The sequence below is a fragment of the Mycobacteroides abscessus ATCC 19977 genome, assembly GCF_000069185.1.
GTDB classification, from domain to species: domain Bacteria; phylum Actinomycetota; class Actinomycetes; order Mycobacteriales; family Mycobacteriaceae; genus Mycobacterium; species Mycobacterium abscessus.
In genome coordinates, this window is sequence record NC_010397.1 from 292088 (window position 1) to 306208 (window position 14121).

Annotated in this window: 12 protein-coding genes; 10 read left to right on the plus strand and 2 right to left on the minus strand. The window is 64.1% G+C overall.

The window, feature by feature from the left end; all coding sequences use genetic code 11:
- The first annotated feature begins 1 nt into the window (after window position 1).
- Window positions 2–1753: a helix-turn-helix domain-containing protein gene (locus tag MAB_RS01615; RefSeq protein ID WP_005083705.1), complete on the plus strand. Its 1752-nt coding sequence runs from the start codon at window positions 2–4 to the stop codon at window positions 1751–1753.
- Here MAB_RS01615 and MAB_RS01620 read toward each other — a convergent pair.
- Entirely contained in the window at window positions 1649–2935 is a 1287-nt protein-coding gene (locus MAB_RS01620; protein ID WP_005083703.1) for an IS701 family transposase, read from the minus strand. The two genes, MAB_RS01615 and MAB_RS01620, sit on opposite strands and share 105 nt — an antisense overlap.
- A 313-nt stretch (window positions 2936–3248) precedes the next feature.
- Between MAB_RS01620 and MAB_RS01625 the strand changes: the two genes are divergently transcribed.
- From MAB_RS01625 to MAB_RS01650, 6 genes are read left to right on the plus strand one after another with little or no spacing between them, the layout of a single operon-like run.
- Window positions 3249–4874 carry a carboxylesterase family protein gene (locus MAB_RS01625; protein ID WP_005112963.1) on the plus strand — a complete coding sequence of 542 codons (1626 nt, stop codon included), beginning with the start codon at window positions 3249–3251 and terminating at the stop codon, window positions 4872–4874.
- A 16-nt stretch (window positions 4875–4890) separates the two neighbouring features.
- Window positions 4891–6072 carry a 3-deoxy-7-phosphoheptulonate synthase gene (locus tag MAB_RS01630; protein ID WP_005083700.1) on the plus strand — a complete coding sequence of 394 codons (1182 nt, stop codon included), beginning with the start codon at window positions 4891–4893 and terminating at the stop codon, window positions 6070–6072.
- Window positions 6066–6824 carry a 2,3-dihydro-2,3-dihydroxybenzoate dehydrogenase gene (locus tag MAB_RS01635; protein ID WP_005092036.1) on the plus strand — a complete coding sequence of 253 codons (759 nt, stop codon included), beginning with the start codon at window positions 6066–6068 and terminating at the stop codon, window positions 6822–6824. The genes MAB_RS01630 and MAB_RS01635 overlap by 7 nt, the downstream gene beginning before the upstream one ends.
- A 3-nt stretch (window positions 6825–6827) precedes the next feature.
- A complete protein-coding gene (locus tag MAB_RS01640; RefSeq protein WP_005083697.1) occupies window positions 6828–7463 on the plus strand; it encodes an isochorismatase family protein in 636 nt (211 codons plus the stop codon).
- Window positions 7460–9316 carry a phenazine-specific anthranilate synthase component I gene (locus tag MAB_RS01645; protein WP_005112964.1) on the plus strand — a complete coding sequence of 619 codons (1857 nt, stop codon included), beginning with the start codon at window positions 7460–7462 and terminating at the stop codon, window positions 9314–9316. Before MAB_RS01640 ends, MAB_RS01645 begins: the two co-directional genes overlap by 4 nt.
- Before the next feature lie 5 nt (window positions 9317–9321).
- Window positions 9322–10272, plus strand: coding sequence for an amidohydrolase family protein (locus tag MAB_RS01650; protein WP_005112965.1), 951 nt, complete (start codon window positions 9322–9324; stop codon window positions 10270–10272).
- On the opposite strand, the gene MAB_RS01655 is transcribed toward MAB_RS01650, so the two are convergent.
- Window positions 10269–10850, minus strand: a complete 582-nt coding sequence (locus MAB_RS01655) for a TetR/AcrR family transcriptional regulator (RefSeq protein WP_005083692.1) — start codon at window positions 10848–10850, stop codon at window positions 10269–10271. The two genes, MAB_RS01650 and MAB_RS01655, sit on opposite strands and share 4 nt — an antisense overlap.
- 92 nt (window positions 10851–10942) lie before the next feature.
- On the opposite strand from MAB_RS01655, the gene MAB_RS01660 reads away from it, so the two are divergent.
- Genes MAB_RS01660 through aqdC form a run of 3 tightly spaced genes read left to right on the plus strand, consistent with a single transcriptional unit; the run spans window position 10943 to window position 14109 of the window.
- On the plus strand, window positions 10943–12151 hold the full coding sequence (locus tag MAB_RS01660; protein WP_005083690.1) for a carboxylesterase family protein: 1209 nt from the start codon (window positions 10943–10945) through the stop codon (window positions 12149–12151).
- 24 nt (window positions 12152–12175) lie between these two features.
- Window positions 12176–13303, plus strand: a complete 1128-nt coding sequence (locus MAB_RS01665; protein WP_005090569.1) for an FAD-dependent oxidoreductase — start codon at window positions 12176–12178, stop codon at window positions 13301–13303.
- A complete protein-coding gene (aqdC, locus tag MAB_RS01670; protein WP_005112966.1) occupies window positions 13300–14109 on the plus strand; it encodes an alpha/beta fold dioxygenase AqdC in 810 nt (269 codons plus the stop codon). The genes MAB_RS01665 and aqdC overlap by 4 nt, the downstream gene beginning before the upstream one ends.
- Window positions 14110–14121: the final 12 nt, after the last annotated feature.

The window sequence follows — 14121 nt, forward strand, 5'->3', positions numbered from 1 at the left end:
CGTGTTCGAGGCCCGTCTGAAGGAAATGGCACGGGAATCCTCGCCGCCGTGGAGCGCCGCCGACCTGCACCGTGCCCGCGGATACGCTGAGCGCATTTATGGTCTCATCGAAGGGCAAAACCAGCGCGAGGCGCGTCTTTCCAACCTGGTCGGCATCGGCATCGACTTACTCGGCTGCCACGGCCTCGACGAGGCGTCCACGACATTGGTCAAACGCGCACGGATCATGCTCGACGCCGATTTCTCGTTCATCTCGGTGCGCGATGATTCGGAGCCGGAGACGCGGCATCACGTCCGGTACGTCGATGGGCCCACGACCGCGATAAACCACGGGCTCTACTTCCCGATCGGTGACGACGTCGGGCTGGTCAGTTTGTACCGGCCGGGGCAAGGGCCGGTCTGGACAGCGGATTACCCGTCCGACACCAGGTTCAGCCGTGCCAGCGATGGTGATGCCGCCATGCGTTCGGAGGGCGTACACAGCTTGATGGTTATGCCGATGGAGCATGAGGATCAGCACTTCGGCAACCTGTACGTTGGATCACGCACGGTGCGCAGCTTCAGCGCCGCCGAGCGGTCCTTGTTTGCGAGCCTGTGTTCGTTCGCGGGCATCGCACTGGCACGGGCCAGCGAATTCTCCAGTAACACAGAACAAATCAGCGCTCTGGAGCGTCGTCTTGAGCTGCGGTCCATACTTCTGGATACCGGGGCCGGCCCGGGTGGCATGGACGGCTTCGTACTCACCGCAGGCGAACAGCTCGGCGTCGCGATGCGTGTGACCGGGCACGATGGATCCGAGATCGCCTCCTACAAATGGGAGCCTGACACACAGAATATCCTGACCACTGCCTTGACCGTGGGCGACGACTATCACGGCGAGCTATCCGTGGCCAGTCTCGACGACCAGCCAGTTTCGGTGTACCCATTGAAGATTGAGGATCTTGCCACTACTGCCGCGGTGGTCATGTGCGGTGACAACCGGATGTCGCTGTCGGTCTCGCAGCTGCGTAACGACCTGCTGCATGACGTGTTGGACTACCGCCAGCGCGACAGCCGATTGGTTCAGATATACGCCCGGCGTTTGGCTTTGGATCTCAACCAACCACATGTCGTGGTCATCGTGAGGCCAGAACGCGGGGGGCTGGATCGTGCGTCGCTGTGGTCGGCGTCATTCGCCTCACGGGTGGGCGGGCTGCGGGCCACTCAGGACGAGGTGGTGGTGCTGCTCATCCCGGGATCGGACGCGGGGCGCATCGCTCAGACAGTGTGGGACGAAACCACCGCACATCTGCGGATGCCGGTCACGGTGTCTTCCGCCGGACCGTCGGAACGGATCGAGTCCATCGAGGACACCTATCAGGACGCGATGCGTTGTCTGGATGCGATGAGTGCACTGGGTGCACTCGGAACAGCGGCTGCTGCACATGAACTCGGCTTCTTGGGGGTGCTGTTATCGCGCCACCAGGATGTGGAGGGTTTTGTGAGATCGATGGTCGGGCCCGTCATCGATTACGACGAGGACCGCGACACCGATCTGCTTCAGACACTCGACGTGTACTTCTCCGTCGGCGCCAGCCCCACCCGGGCAGCGAAGATCCTGCACACACACCCCAACACGGTGGTGCGCCGTCTTGACCGGGTGAACGAACTACTGGGTGACGGGTGGCAGGACGCCGAGCGCCTCTTGGACACGCAGCTCGCCATCAAGCTGTGGAAAGTGAGAGGCTCGCTGCTCACTCGCCAGACCGGGTGACACCAGGCAGCCCACCGTCGCCGCGATGGACACCAGGGTGGAGTGCCGATGCCACCCGGTGAACGACCGTCCCGCGAAGTCCTGCATACCCATGCGATTGGCCAGGTGCAGGTATCCCTGTTGCACGTGATCGGCCAGTGCCACCTGGTGTGCCTGCGACGACGTGGAAAACTCGGGATCGTTGGTCAACCAGAGTTCGGTGCGGGCACGCGGGTGATCCAGGGGCATCATGCCCACCAGAGTCAGGGGTGTCCGCGGCCGGGCCGCCGCCGGATCGGCCAGCTGGACCTTGGCAATACTGATCAGGTGGCGGCGTCCCTGATAGACGTACTGCTCGGTGCGCCGTGAGCCCTTGGTGGCCTGCACAATCTGCGCGGCGGGAAGTACCCGCCCCTGGTAGCCGGCGAAGGCCGGGTCAATGACCTGAAGCTGTAGGTCGCTGGGCACGCGCGTGGTTGCCACCTGATGGGTAAGTGTCCCGAACACCTGCGCGAGGTCCGCGGCACTGGCGCCCAGTAGGTCGAAGATGACAGGCGCCTTGGCCGGGCGCGCGATCCGGACGAACTCCTGGAACGACGAAAGCGCGCAGCCGCTCACCGATTCCAGCGGGTAGTCCTCGGGGATCGACGTCTTGGACTTCTTGGTGGCGGATTCCAGCCAGGGCTGGGACAGGTGCAGCCGCCAGCTCACCGGCACCGCGAAACCGTCGGCAGCGAGCCACACGCTCAGCGCCAGCTGGCCGTTGACCGCGCGACCGGCACGAGGGCAGTAGCGCCGGTCCACACCCACCGAGTGCACGCCGGCCTTGGGGATCAGCATCGGCGTGACCACCCATGCCGCCGGGTGGTGGGCGCTGGTGAGGTACGACGTCAGATCCCGGCGCACCGCCCACCAATCCCAGGTGGAGCTGTTCACGAAGTGATGCAGGTTCTGCTCGCTCACCTCCCGGCCCATCGATTGCCCCATGGTGGCCGCCATGTTGCGTGCCGACTTACGCCCGCGCACCTTCAGCAGGCCGGTCACATAGTCCTCACCCTTGGCGCGCTGATCGCAGCGCGGCAGCGATCGCAGCACTTCCGGGCATACGTGCGCGGCTACGGACGCCATGGCGTCGACCGAACTGACACGCGGGCGCGTATCGAACAGCTCGGTCGCGGCCCGGGTCTTGGTCGCAGAAGTCATGCTGAAGCACCTCGATGAATTAGCGGATGTTCAATGTCGACCCAAGAATGGGCGAGATGCGGGCCGGAGAACAGGTATTGGCGCCACACAAAGTGACGGACTATGCGGGTGCCCCGCTACACCCGGATTGGTGGACTAATAGGAGATGACCGATTGGTAAACAACCCGCTGACCTGGGCAGTGCATCTCTTGGCTCGAGTGCGGAGGTGGCGCAATGGGGCCTCAAGCGGGCCAACCTGACGGATTGTCTCCTAACTGACGAATTGAATTCGCGATTGTTTGGTGCTCGATGCCGCATCCCGAAGATAGAGAGGTGATCACCCGGCGGGCGTTGCTAGGAACAACTTTTGCGTTGGCTGGCGCCGCAGTGCTTGCCGGGTGCGGCTCACCGGCCCGCGCCGCGGACCCGCAGGTGTCGGTAACCGGCGGGGCGATCCGCGGGACGACCGCAGGCAAGGTTCACGTGTTCCGCGGCATCCCCTATGCGCAACCGCCGACAGGAGAGAATCGCTTCCGGTCGCCGCGGCCGGTGAATCCGTGGGGAGGCACATTGAACGCCACCCGGTTCGGGTCCGACTTCATACAGCCCGCCGGTGGCGATCCAGCGCGTCAGGAAGACGCGCTGTACGCCAATGTGTGGACACCGTCGGTGGACGGCGGCGCCAAGCTGCCCGTGATCGTCTATATCCATGGCGGCGGCTGGTCCCGGGGTGCGGGCAGCCTTCCGGTCTATGACGGTGCCGCGCTGGCCGAACGTGCCGGTGCCGTCGTCGTCAACTTCAACTACCGACTGGGTGCCTTCGGCTTCAGCGGTCATCCGGCCCTCGAAGACCCCACCACCGGACTGCACACCAACTGGGGCCTGCAAGACCAGATTGCCTTGTTGCATTGGGTTAGTGACAACGCCAGGGCATTTGGTGGCGATCCAAAGAACATCACTCTGGTAGGGACCTCGGCAGGAGGTGCCAGCACCTGGCAGCTGTCCTTGCTACCGCAGACGCGTCCGCTGCTGCGCCGGATTATCAGCATCAGCCAGGCGCATGTCTGGAGCCCATATCTGAGCCTGACTCAGGACGACGCCACCGCGGTGTTCGATGCACTGGCCGCGGCCCAGGGAGTCTCCGTGAAGGATCTGAGAAAGGTACCCGCGGATCGGATCCGTGATTGGTGGGTCGCCCAGTTCGCGCAGCCCCGGCAGCAGCGGGTGGTCGGCAGCGGTCGTCAATATCGCGGCCCGGTGCGGGATCCGGTGCTGCTGCCGGCCTTCGATGTCCATCAGCCCTTACCGGATATCCCCGCCATCTCCGTCTACACCAGCACCGAGGGTTCGTTCTTCACCGGACCCAACGCACCCGAACCACAGGCGCCGCCCACCGACGGTGCCTCCCTGCACGCCGCCTTCCGTGACATCCTGGACCAGGGGATGCCGTCGGTATCAGATTCTACAGTCTCCGATGCCGTTGCCTTGTATACGGATTCGGCGAAGCGGGAGGGTAGGCCGAGCGATCCGCTGGCGCTGTGGACGGAGCTATGGGGCGATGCTCTGATCCGCCACGACATCCTTGCCTTCACCCGGCGTGCGGCCGCCCAGCGGCGCGCACCGCTGTATCTGATGGAGTACGCACACCCGGTGAAGTCTCCGTACTTTGGGGTGCCGCACGAGTCGACATCGCCCTTCCTGTTCGGCACTTACGCTCATCCGGCCAATGTGGCCAAGTTCGGCGATGGGTCGAAGGAACGGGAAACCTCGGCCGCCTTCATGGACCTGGTGGCTGAGTTCGTTCATGGCAGGCCGCCTGCGAGTCCACGGTTGCCGCAATGGGATCCGGTTGGTCCAGACCTGCGACAGCTGGTGTTGCGTGACGGATCCGGAACGATCACCACACCTACCAAGACCACACAGCTGGGCGTTCTCGACGCGGTCCAGTGGGGCAAGTGAATCAGAAATCAAACGAATGGAGATCACGGGAATGACTGCGCCATCACTGCTGCTCGATACCGGACGCGCTGTGCAGCAGCCGGTCTGGGAGAACCATGTACATCTGGAGCGGGTGCGCTCCGAACTCAGCGAGCTGCCCGCGTTGGTCGGTGCGGACGAGATCAGGACCCTGCGCACATTGCTGAGCACCGTCGCTCAGGGCCGCGCCACCATTATCCAGGCGGGCGACTGCGCCGAGGATCCGCAGGAGTCCACGCCCGTGCACGTGGCCCGCAAGGTCGCGTTGCTCAATATCCTGGCCGGCGCCATGCGTATGAAGACGCACCGGCCGGTGCTGCGGGTCGGCCGTATCGGCGGGCAGTACGCAAAGCCGAGATCCAAGCCCACCGAGATGGTTGGCGGTGTTGAACTGGCCTCCTTCCGTGGACATCTCGTAAACGGTCCGCAGCCGCATCCGGTGCACCGCCGCGCCAATCCGGACCGGATGCTGGCCGGATACTGGGCCGCGAACCGGGTGATGGGTCACTTGGGATGGCGGGTGCCCTCCTCGCTGTCGGTCATCGAGCCACCCGTGTGGACGTCTCATGAGGCGCTGCTGCTCGATTATGAGGTGCCTCAATTGCGTCGCGACGGTGAGAACCGCATGGTGCTCACCTCGACGCACTGGCCCTGGATCGGCGACCGGACGCGGCATCTGGATGGCCCGCACGTCGAATTGTTCTCTCGGATCGCCAATCCCGTCGCATGCAAGGTGGGGCCGTCGATGACGACCGAAGACCTCCTCGCGCTGTGCGAGAAGCTGGATCCGCAGCGGGAGAGCGGGCGGCTCACTCTGATCGCGCGGCTGGGCGCGGCGGCGGTGCGGTCCACGCTGCCGGAGCTGGTCGCGGCGGTACGCGACTCCGGCCACCCGGTGATCTGGCTGTGCGATCCGCTGCACGCCAACACGGTGTCCACCGATTCGGGCTACAAGACCCGTCACGTGCAGACGGCGATCGACGAGGTGCGCGGCTTCCGGGCGGCACTCGAAGAGGCCGGCGTGCACGCGGGCGGGCTGCATCTGGAGGCCACACCGGACGACGTGGTCGAATGCGTCTTCGATAGTTCGCAGAACGATGAAGTGGGCCAGCGGTATTCGACGCTGTGCGATCCCCGTCTCAACACTGCGCAGGCCACCGAGGTGGTGTCGGCATGGTAGCCGTCGTCACCGGCGCCGGTGGGGGGGTTGGGTCGCGGGTGGTGACCACCCTGGCTCGCCGGCACGAGCGGGTCGTTGCGGTGGACATCGACGAGGTGGCCATCAAGCAACTCGTCGAATACGCCGCCGATGAGGGGCTTGACGTTATCGGGCAGATTCTGGATATCACCGACGACACCGCCGTCGCGGTGGGAGTGTCCGATATCGAGTCGAGAGTGGGACCGATCACCGCGCTGGTCAACGGCGCGGGGGTGTTGAGGACCGGTGCGGCAGTGGAGTTCTCTGACGCGGACTGGGCACGTACCTTCGATGTCAATGTCCGTGCGCCCTTCGTGCTGAGCCGAGAGGTGGCCCGGCGTATGATTCCGCGCCGCGCGGGATCCGTCGTGACGGTCGCCTCCAACGCCGCCCTGGTGGCGCGCAAGGGCATGACGGCCTACGCGGCATCCAAGGCCGCCGCCAACGCCTTCACCAAGAGCCTCGGCCTCGAGCTGGCCGAGTACGGAATCCGTTGTAACGTGGTGGCTCCGGGATCCACCGACACACCCATGCTGCGGGCAATGCTTGGCGATTCCTCCGACGCCGGACTGGTTGCCGGAAGCCTTGGCGACTACAAGCCCGGCATCCCCCTGGGGCGTGTCGCCCAACCACAGCACATCGCCGATGCGGTGGCCTTCCTGCTCTCCGACCAAGCCGCTCACATCACCATGCACACGCTGGTGGTCGACGGTGGCGCGACACTAGGAGTCTGAACAATGACGACCGCCACTCGCGGTATTCCCATGATCGCCGAATATGACTTGCCGACAGTCGACCTGCTGCCGTCTAACACGGCAACCTGGCGGATCGACCCCGACCGGGCCGTGCTGCTCATTCACGATATGCAGCGCTATTTTCTGGAGCCACTTCCGGTTTCCTTGCGCCAGGCATTGGTGCGTAACGTCGCCGCCATCCGTGATCGCAGCGTGGCGGCAGGTATCCCGATCGCCTACACAGCGCAACCCGGCAGCATGACCCAGGAACAGCGGGGCCTGCTCAAGGATTTTTGGGGCCCGGGGATGCGCGTTGACGAGGAGCACCGTCAGATCGTCGATCCCATCGCTCCGGACGCGGGTGACTGGGTGTTCACCAAGTGGCGCTACAGCGCATTCCACCGCTCGGCGCTGCTGGAGCGCATGCATGCTGCCGGGCGCGACCAGTTGGTGATCTGTGGCGTCTACGCACATGTCGGTGTGCTGATGACGGCGGTAGACGCGTTCACCCACGATATCGAGACCTTCTTGGTCGCCGACGCGATCGCGGACTTTGACGACGAATCACATTGGATGGCATTGGAGTACGCAGCACGGCGGTGTGCCGTGCTGACCGTTGCCGGAGAGGTGCTGACATGAGCGATCTGCTGGGGCGCGTGCTGGCCGGAGGCGCCGGACCGTTCGCGCTGCTCTACCGGCCGGAATCCGGTGCGCCCGACACCGTCGACGTCGTGAGCGGTGCGGTGACCGCCGTCGAGCGGATTGCCGACCTGCCGCTTCGAGATGCGCACCCTGGGCATGATCTATTGGCCTTGGTGCCGTATCGGCAAATCGTCGAGCGTGGATTCGTAGCGCCTGACGACGGTGCCCCGCTCTTGGCCCTGGTGATCGAGGAGCAGGAGTCGGCGGCACTGTCCGATGTGCTGGACCGTATCTCCGAACATCCGGTAGTGGTGGGACACAGTGATTTCGATATTGATGACGAGGAGTACGCGCGGCTGGCCTCAGGGATTATTTCCGAGGAGATCGGCCAGGGCGCCGGCGCAAATTTTGTGCTGAAGCGGAACCTGCTTGTTCAGCTGCATGATTACTCGATCGACACCGCACTGACCCTGTTCCGCAGACTGTTAGAGCGCGAGAGGGGCGCGTATTGGACCTTCTTGGTGAGCACCGGGAACCAAGTATTCATCGGAGCCACACCGGAACGCCATATCAGCGTGCAGGATTCGCTGGCGGTGATGAACCCGATCAGTGGCACCTATCGCTATGACGCCAATGGGCCGAGTCTGGATGCCGTCATGGAATTCCTTGCGGACACCAAGGAATCCGATGAGCTCTACATGGTGGTGGACGAAGAACTGAAGATGATGGCTCGCATTTGCCCCGAGGGTGGCCAGGTCCAGGGACCGTATCTCAAGGAGATGGCCCGGCTCGCCCATACCGAGTATCTGATTTCGGGTGTGACGGATCGCGATCCACGAGAGATCCTGGCCGAGACCATGTTCGCACCCACCGTGACCGGAAGTCCGCTGGAGAACGCGTGCCGCGTGATCCAGCGATACGAGCCCAAGGGCCGCCGGTACTACAGCGGGGTAGCGGCGTTGATCAGTGCGGATTCGGCCGGCGTGCGGCAGCTGGATTCGGCGATCCTTATTCGTACCGCGGAGATCTCGGCGGACGGTGCGCTGACGGCGGGTACCGGCGCCACCATCGTCCGGCATTCCAATCCCGCGAGTGAGGCAGCCGAAACCCGCAGTAAGGCAGCGGGATTGCTTTCGGCGTTGACGACGCGCCGTGAGTTGCGTAGTCATCCCCGGGTGACGGAGGCTCTCGCCAGTCGCAACACCGGCATCGGCTCCTTTTGGCTGGGGCATGGGTCCGGGGAGAGTGCCGCGAACTTGGCGGGCCGCACCGCGCTGGTGATCGACGCGGAAGACACCTTTACGTCGATGATCGGATTACAGCTGCGGGCCCTGGGATTGCGGGTGGACATCCGCCGGTTCGACGAGGAGATCCATCCCGGATCGCATGATTTCCTGGTGCTCGGTCCCGGTCCTGGGGACCCGACTGCGATCGATATGCCCAAGATTGCCGCGCTTACCGCATTGACGAAGGCGGCACTGACGCAGCGTGTGCCGTTCTTGTCGATCTGCCTGAGCCATCAGGTGTTGTGCCGTCAGCTCGGTCTGCCCATCCGGCGCAAGGAGCAGCCGAATCAGGGCGTACAGCGGCAGATCGATTTGTTCGGTACCGAGCGGCACGTCGGGTTCTACAACACCTTCGCCGCCGTCACCGGCAGCGAATGGCTGGATACGCCGGCGGGCCGGGTGCAGATCAGTTCGGACGCGGTGACCGGTGAGGTACATGCGTTGCGTGCGAAGCGATTTGCCTCGATTCAGTTCCATGCTGAGTCGATCTTGACCCGCGACGGGGTGGGGATATTCGCTGAGCTGCTCACACCGCTGGCAACGGGCGTTCCGGTACTAGCATGACAAGTGTGCGCATCGACATTCACGCTCACCTGTGGTCCGATGAGTATCTTTCGCTGTTGGACGGCTACGGGCGTCCCGCCACCGATGTCCATCGTGGGCTCGGCGCAGGGGCCACGCGTGACGATCTGGATGGGCGTTTCGAGCTGATGGATGAGGCGGGGGTTGACTTGCAGATCCTCACCGCGACACCGGCATCGCCGCATTTCGAGGATCAGGCGGCGGCGGTGGCGAGCGCCCGTTTTATCAATGACGAGTACGCGAAGCTCTCGAGTGAGTATCCGGGGCGGTTCGGGGCGCTGGCGTCCTTGCCGCTGCCGCATGTGCCGGCTGCACTGGAGGAACTGGCACGGGCTATCGACGAACTGGGTATGTATGGCGCCTCGATCACCACCTCGGTGCTCGGTCGATCCATTGCCGATCCGATCTTCGATCCGTTGTATGCGGAGCTGAACCGCAGGCGGGCAGTCCTTTTCGTGCACCCCGCGGGGTGTGGCGCGGAATCGTCGCTGATCACCGACCACTCCCTGACGTGGTCTATCGGGGCGCCCATCGAGGACACCGTCGCGATCATGCACCTCATTGTGGCGGGTGTTCCATCGCGGTATCCGGATATGAAGATCGTGACGTGTCACCTGGGCGGTGCGCTGCCGATGGTGTTGGAGCGTGCGCACCGACAGGTCACCGAGTGGGAGGCGACGCAGTGTCCGGAGGCGCCGAGGGATGCCGCCCGCCGGCTCTGGTACGACACCGTCGGGCATGACCACACGCCCGCACTGCGCGCGGCGGTTGCTTCGTTGGGGGTCGACCGGCTGATTTTCGGTTCGGACTTTCCGTACCAGGCAGGCCCCAGGTACGTCAGTTCCGCGACCTATATCGAAGAAGGCCTGTCGGCTGAGGATGCGTCGGCGATCCTGGACCACAACGGCGCCGAGTTGTTGGGATTGACCGGTGTTTAGCGGCCCGCGCTGACGCCGTCGATAATCAGGTCGACGAGTTCGTCCAGCGCGAGGTCATCTGCTGTTTGGCCTAGATGTGCGGCCCACAGGTGTACGTAGCCGCCAAGGGTCAGCACGACGGTGCGTGCGTCGACGCCGGGACGCACCTCGCCGCGGACCAGGGCACGCTGCACGATCGCCTCGACGGCAGTCAATCGCCGGTTCCAGAATTCGCGGCGTGCCTCGGCGACCTCAGGATCGTCGCTTACCTGGACGGTGCCACGCATCAGGGCATCACCATGGGGCGTCTCCAGAAACTGCGCCAAACCGCGGGCCAGGCTCATCAGGTCTTCGCGGAGTGAGCCGGTGTCGGGGATGGGGATGTCCGCGTCGATGTGAATGATCAGCGCGTCCGCCAACAGTCTCGGCAGCGTTTTCCAGCGCCGGTAGATGGACGTCTCATGAACCCCGGCCCGGGCTGCGATCTCGGCGATCCGTGTTTGTTCGATGCCGACGGCTTCTATCTGAGCGAGTGTCGCGGCGAGCACGGCGCGCTCAAGATTTACGCCGCGGATCTGTGGTTTCTTCTCGGTCGACACCTTCCAATTATCGCAAACTGACTTGCGTTGTCGATGCGACAAACGTAGTGTCCCCATATCGCAAGTCGACTTGCGATATGGAGGTGAGGGTCGTGGACGTCGTCGTTCATCGAGATATTCGCTATGCGCATGCCGCGCGGTTCTGTCCACCCGAGCCGTGTGCTGCCGGTGAACGTGGGCAGGTGGCGGGCATCGCGCCGCAGAATCCGTCGCGCTTGGAGACCGTGATGGGACGTCCTGAGGTGCGACCGATGTCGGAGGACTGTCTCGGGCTGACGATCACCGCGCCGGCCCGGCCGTCGCCGGCGGGCCACCCGGTGCTGGTGTGGTTGCACGGTGGGGCTTATGTGACGGGCAGCGGTTCATGGTCCTGCTATGACGCGAGTCGGCTCGTGGCAGAGACGGGGATTGTTGTCGTCGCGGTCAGTCATCGCTTGGGTGTGTTGGGATATATGCGCGCACCGGGCATTTCCCAGGGCAACCTAGGATTGCGTGATCAGATTGCCGCGCTTGAGTGGGTGCGGGAAAACATTGCTGAATTCGGTGGTGATCCCCAGGTGGTCACCGTTGCCGGACAGTCCGCAGGCGCCCATGCCGTCGTGGCCATGCTATCAATTCCGGCTACCCGTGGCCTTTTTCGCCGCGTAATCCTGCACAGTGCTCCGCTCGGCTTGGCCTACCAGGCGGTTGCTGACGCCGAGCGGGTTGGGGAAGTCGTGCTGCGTCATCTGGCTGTTCCGATAGGGCAGGCTTCCGTTGAAGAGATCCTACGTGCCCAGGGGGCGGCGGCGTCCGAACTCGCTGCTTCTGGAGTGCCATTCGCTCCACCTTTCCTTCCCATCGCTGGTGTCGATCCGTGGCCCTCCGAAGGTGCGGCAGAGCCGTGGGACGGTGTGGGCGACCTCGACGTCATGCTGGGCAACACCACCGACGAGTTCGCGGCATTTCTCGGTCGACGTACTGGGCCGGAGTTCATCGACGGATTCTTCGACAGCGCGACAACGCGGTTTGCCGACAAGCTGGCGGTCGCGGGAGCAAGGGTCTTTCGGTTTCGGGTGGGCGAGCTCGACCCGGGTGCGCCGTTGGGCGCCTGCCATTGCATTGATCTGCCGCTGCTATTCGGGGATGAGGCGGCATGGCGCAATGCACCCATGTTGAGCCCGCCAGGCGCAGCGGCCGCGATTCAACTCGGTACGTCGATGCGCGCCGATTGGGCAGCGTTCGCACGGTCGGGCGTGCCGGAGAGCGAGCGCTGGTCGGTACACCGACCGGGCCAGGCAGCGTTTGCCCAACTTCCTTGAAGCGCTGAGAGAAACGGGAGCGGTATGAGCAGCGGGCACGCCGAGGTGGTCGGCGGTGGAATTGGTGGCCTCACGGCTGCCACTGCACTGGCGTTGCGGGGATGGACCGTGCGCCTGCATGAGCGCGACACCCGAATCCGGACGGTAGGCGCTGGGATCTATGTGTGGGACAACGGCCTTGAAGCACTTGACACCATTGGGGCGGCGGCAGAGGGGCTTGACGATGCATATGAGGCACCGGCGATCACGGTTCGCGCATCCGATGGCAGACCGTTGTACCGCATTGACGTCAATCAGCCGGGAGGTGCGCGGTGCGTGACATTGTTGCGTGACCGGCTTATCGGCGCGTTGCATGTGGCGGCGGAACATGCGGGCGTCGAGGTGTGTACAGGATCGGCGGCTGTCTCCGCCACTGCGGACGGCACTGTCGAATTCAGCACGGGTACAAGCACCCGAGCCGATCTGGTGGTTGCGGCGGACGGCGTGCACTCGCTGCTACGTGATCGGCTCGGAATCTCGTATCGGCGCATCCGCATGCGTCAGGGCGCCGCACGCGTCATGGTGTCGGGGGAGAGGCCATTCATCCCAGGGATGGACGTCGATCAACATCACGAGTTCCTAGGGGGCAGAAGACGTCTGCTGTACACGCCGTGCACGGCCACACAGACATATTTGGCGTTTGTTGCCGACAATGACGATACCGCGACCGTCGGCCCTGAACTGGACCTTGCCGCTTGGGCACGAGCATTCCCCCTTCTTGTGCCGGTGTTCGACGCAGCCCGCGGCCGCGCGTTGATCCGTTGGGACAATTTTGAACTCATCAGATTGAGCACCTGGTCCCATGGGCGGGTAGCTGTACTCGGTGACGCCGCCCATGCGCAGCCGCCATATGTGGGCCAAGGTGGTGGGACCGCGATGAATAGCGCCGTGGGCCTGGCCGCCGCCGTATCAGAGAGCGCCGATGTCGAGGACGGCCTGAATCGGTGGGAGCAAGCACTTCGTCCGCCCATCGAGAAGGCTCAAACCACTTCGTACCGAATGCGTCTCATCGGCTCCGTACCGGAGGTGCTTCGTGGGCCGCTGCTGGGCGCACTGGGCCGCAGCCGCAGTTCCGCGACTTCCCAATTGATCAAGAAAAGGAGTGCCGCATGATCACCACAAAGACTGTCAATGGCGTGCAGATCGCCTTCGATGACCAGGGGCATGAACCAGGCCCGGTGTTCGTCACGCTGAGCGGTTGGGCGCACGATCTTCGCGCGTATGACGGCATGCTGCCGTATCTACGGGCAGCGCAGCGGACGGTCCGCGTATGTTGGCGCGGGCATGGGCCCGATCGGAATCTAGTTGGCGACTTCGGTATTGACGAGATGGCGGCAGACACGATCGGCCTGCTGGATGCGCTTGAGGTGGACAGTTTCGTACCAATCGCCCACGCGCACGGTGGATGGGCGGCGCTCGAGATCGCTGATCGGCTCGGCGCTCAGCGGGTCCCGGCCGTGATGATCCTCGATCTCATCATGACGCCAGCACCGCGGGAGTTCGTTGCCGCGCTGCACGGTATCCAGGATCCAGAGCGCTGGAAGGAAGGGCGTGATGGCCTCGTTCAGTCGTGGCTGGCGGGGACCACCAATCAAGCGGTGCTGGATCACGTGCGATACGACAGCGGCGGTCACGGTTTTGACATGTGGGCTCGTGCTGGCCGGGTGATTGACGAGGCCTACCGAACCTGGGGATCGCCGATGCGGCGCATGGAGGCTCTGGCGGAACCGTGCGCGATCCGGCACGTGTTCTCACATCCCAAGATCGGGGAGTACGACGCACTTCACGACGATTTCGCCGCCCGCCATCCATGGTTTAGCTACCGTCGTCTCGGGGGCGAAACACACTTCCCCGGCATTGAGCTGCCTCAACAGGTGGCGGCCGAAGCGATCGATCTGCTTGCTGGCGCGCGCATCTGAGTGTCGGCGATG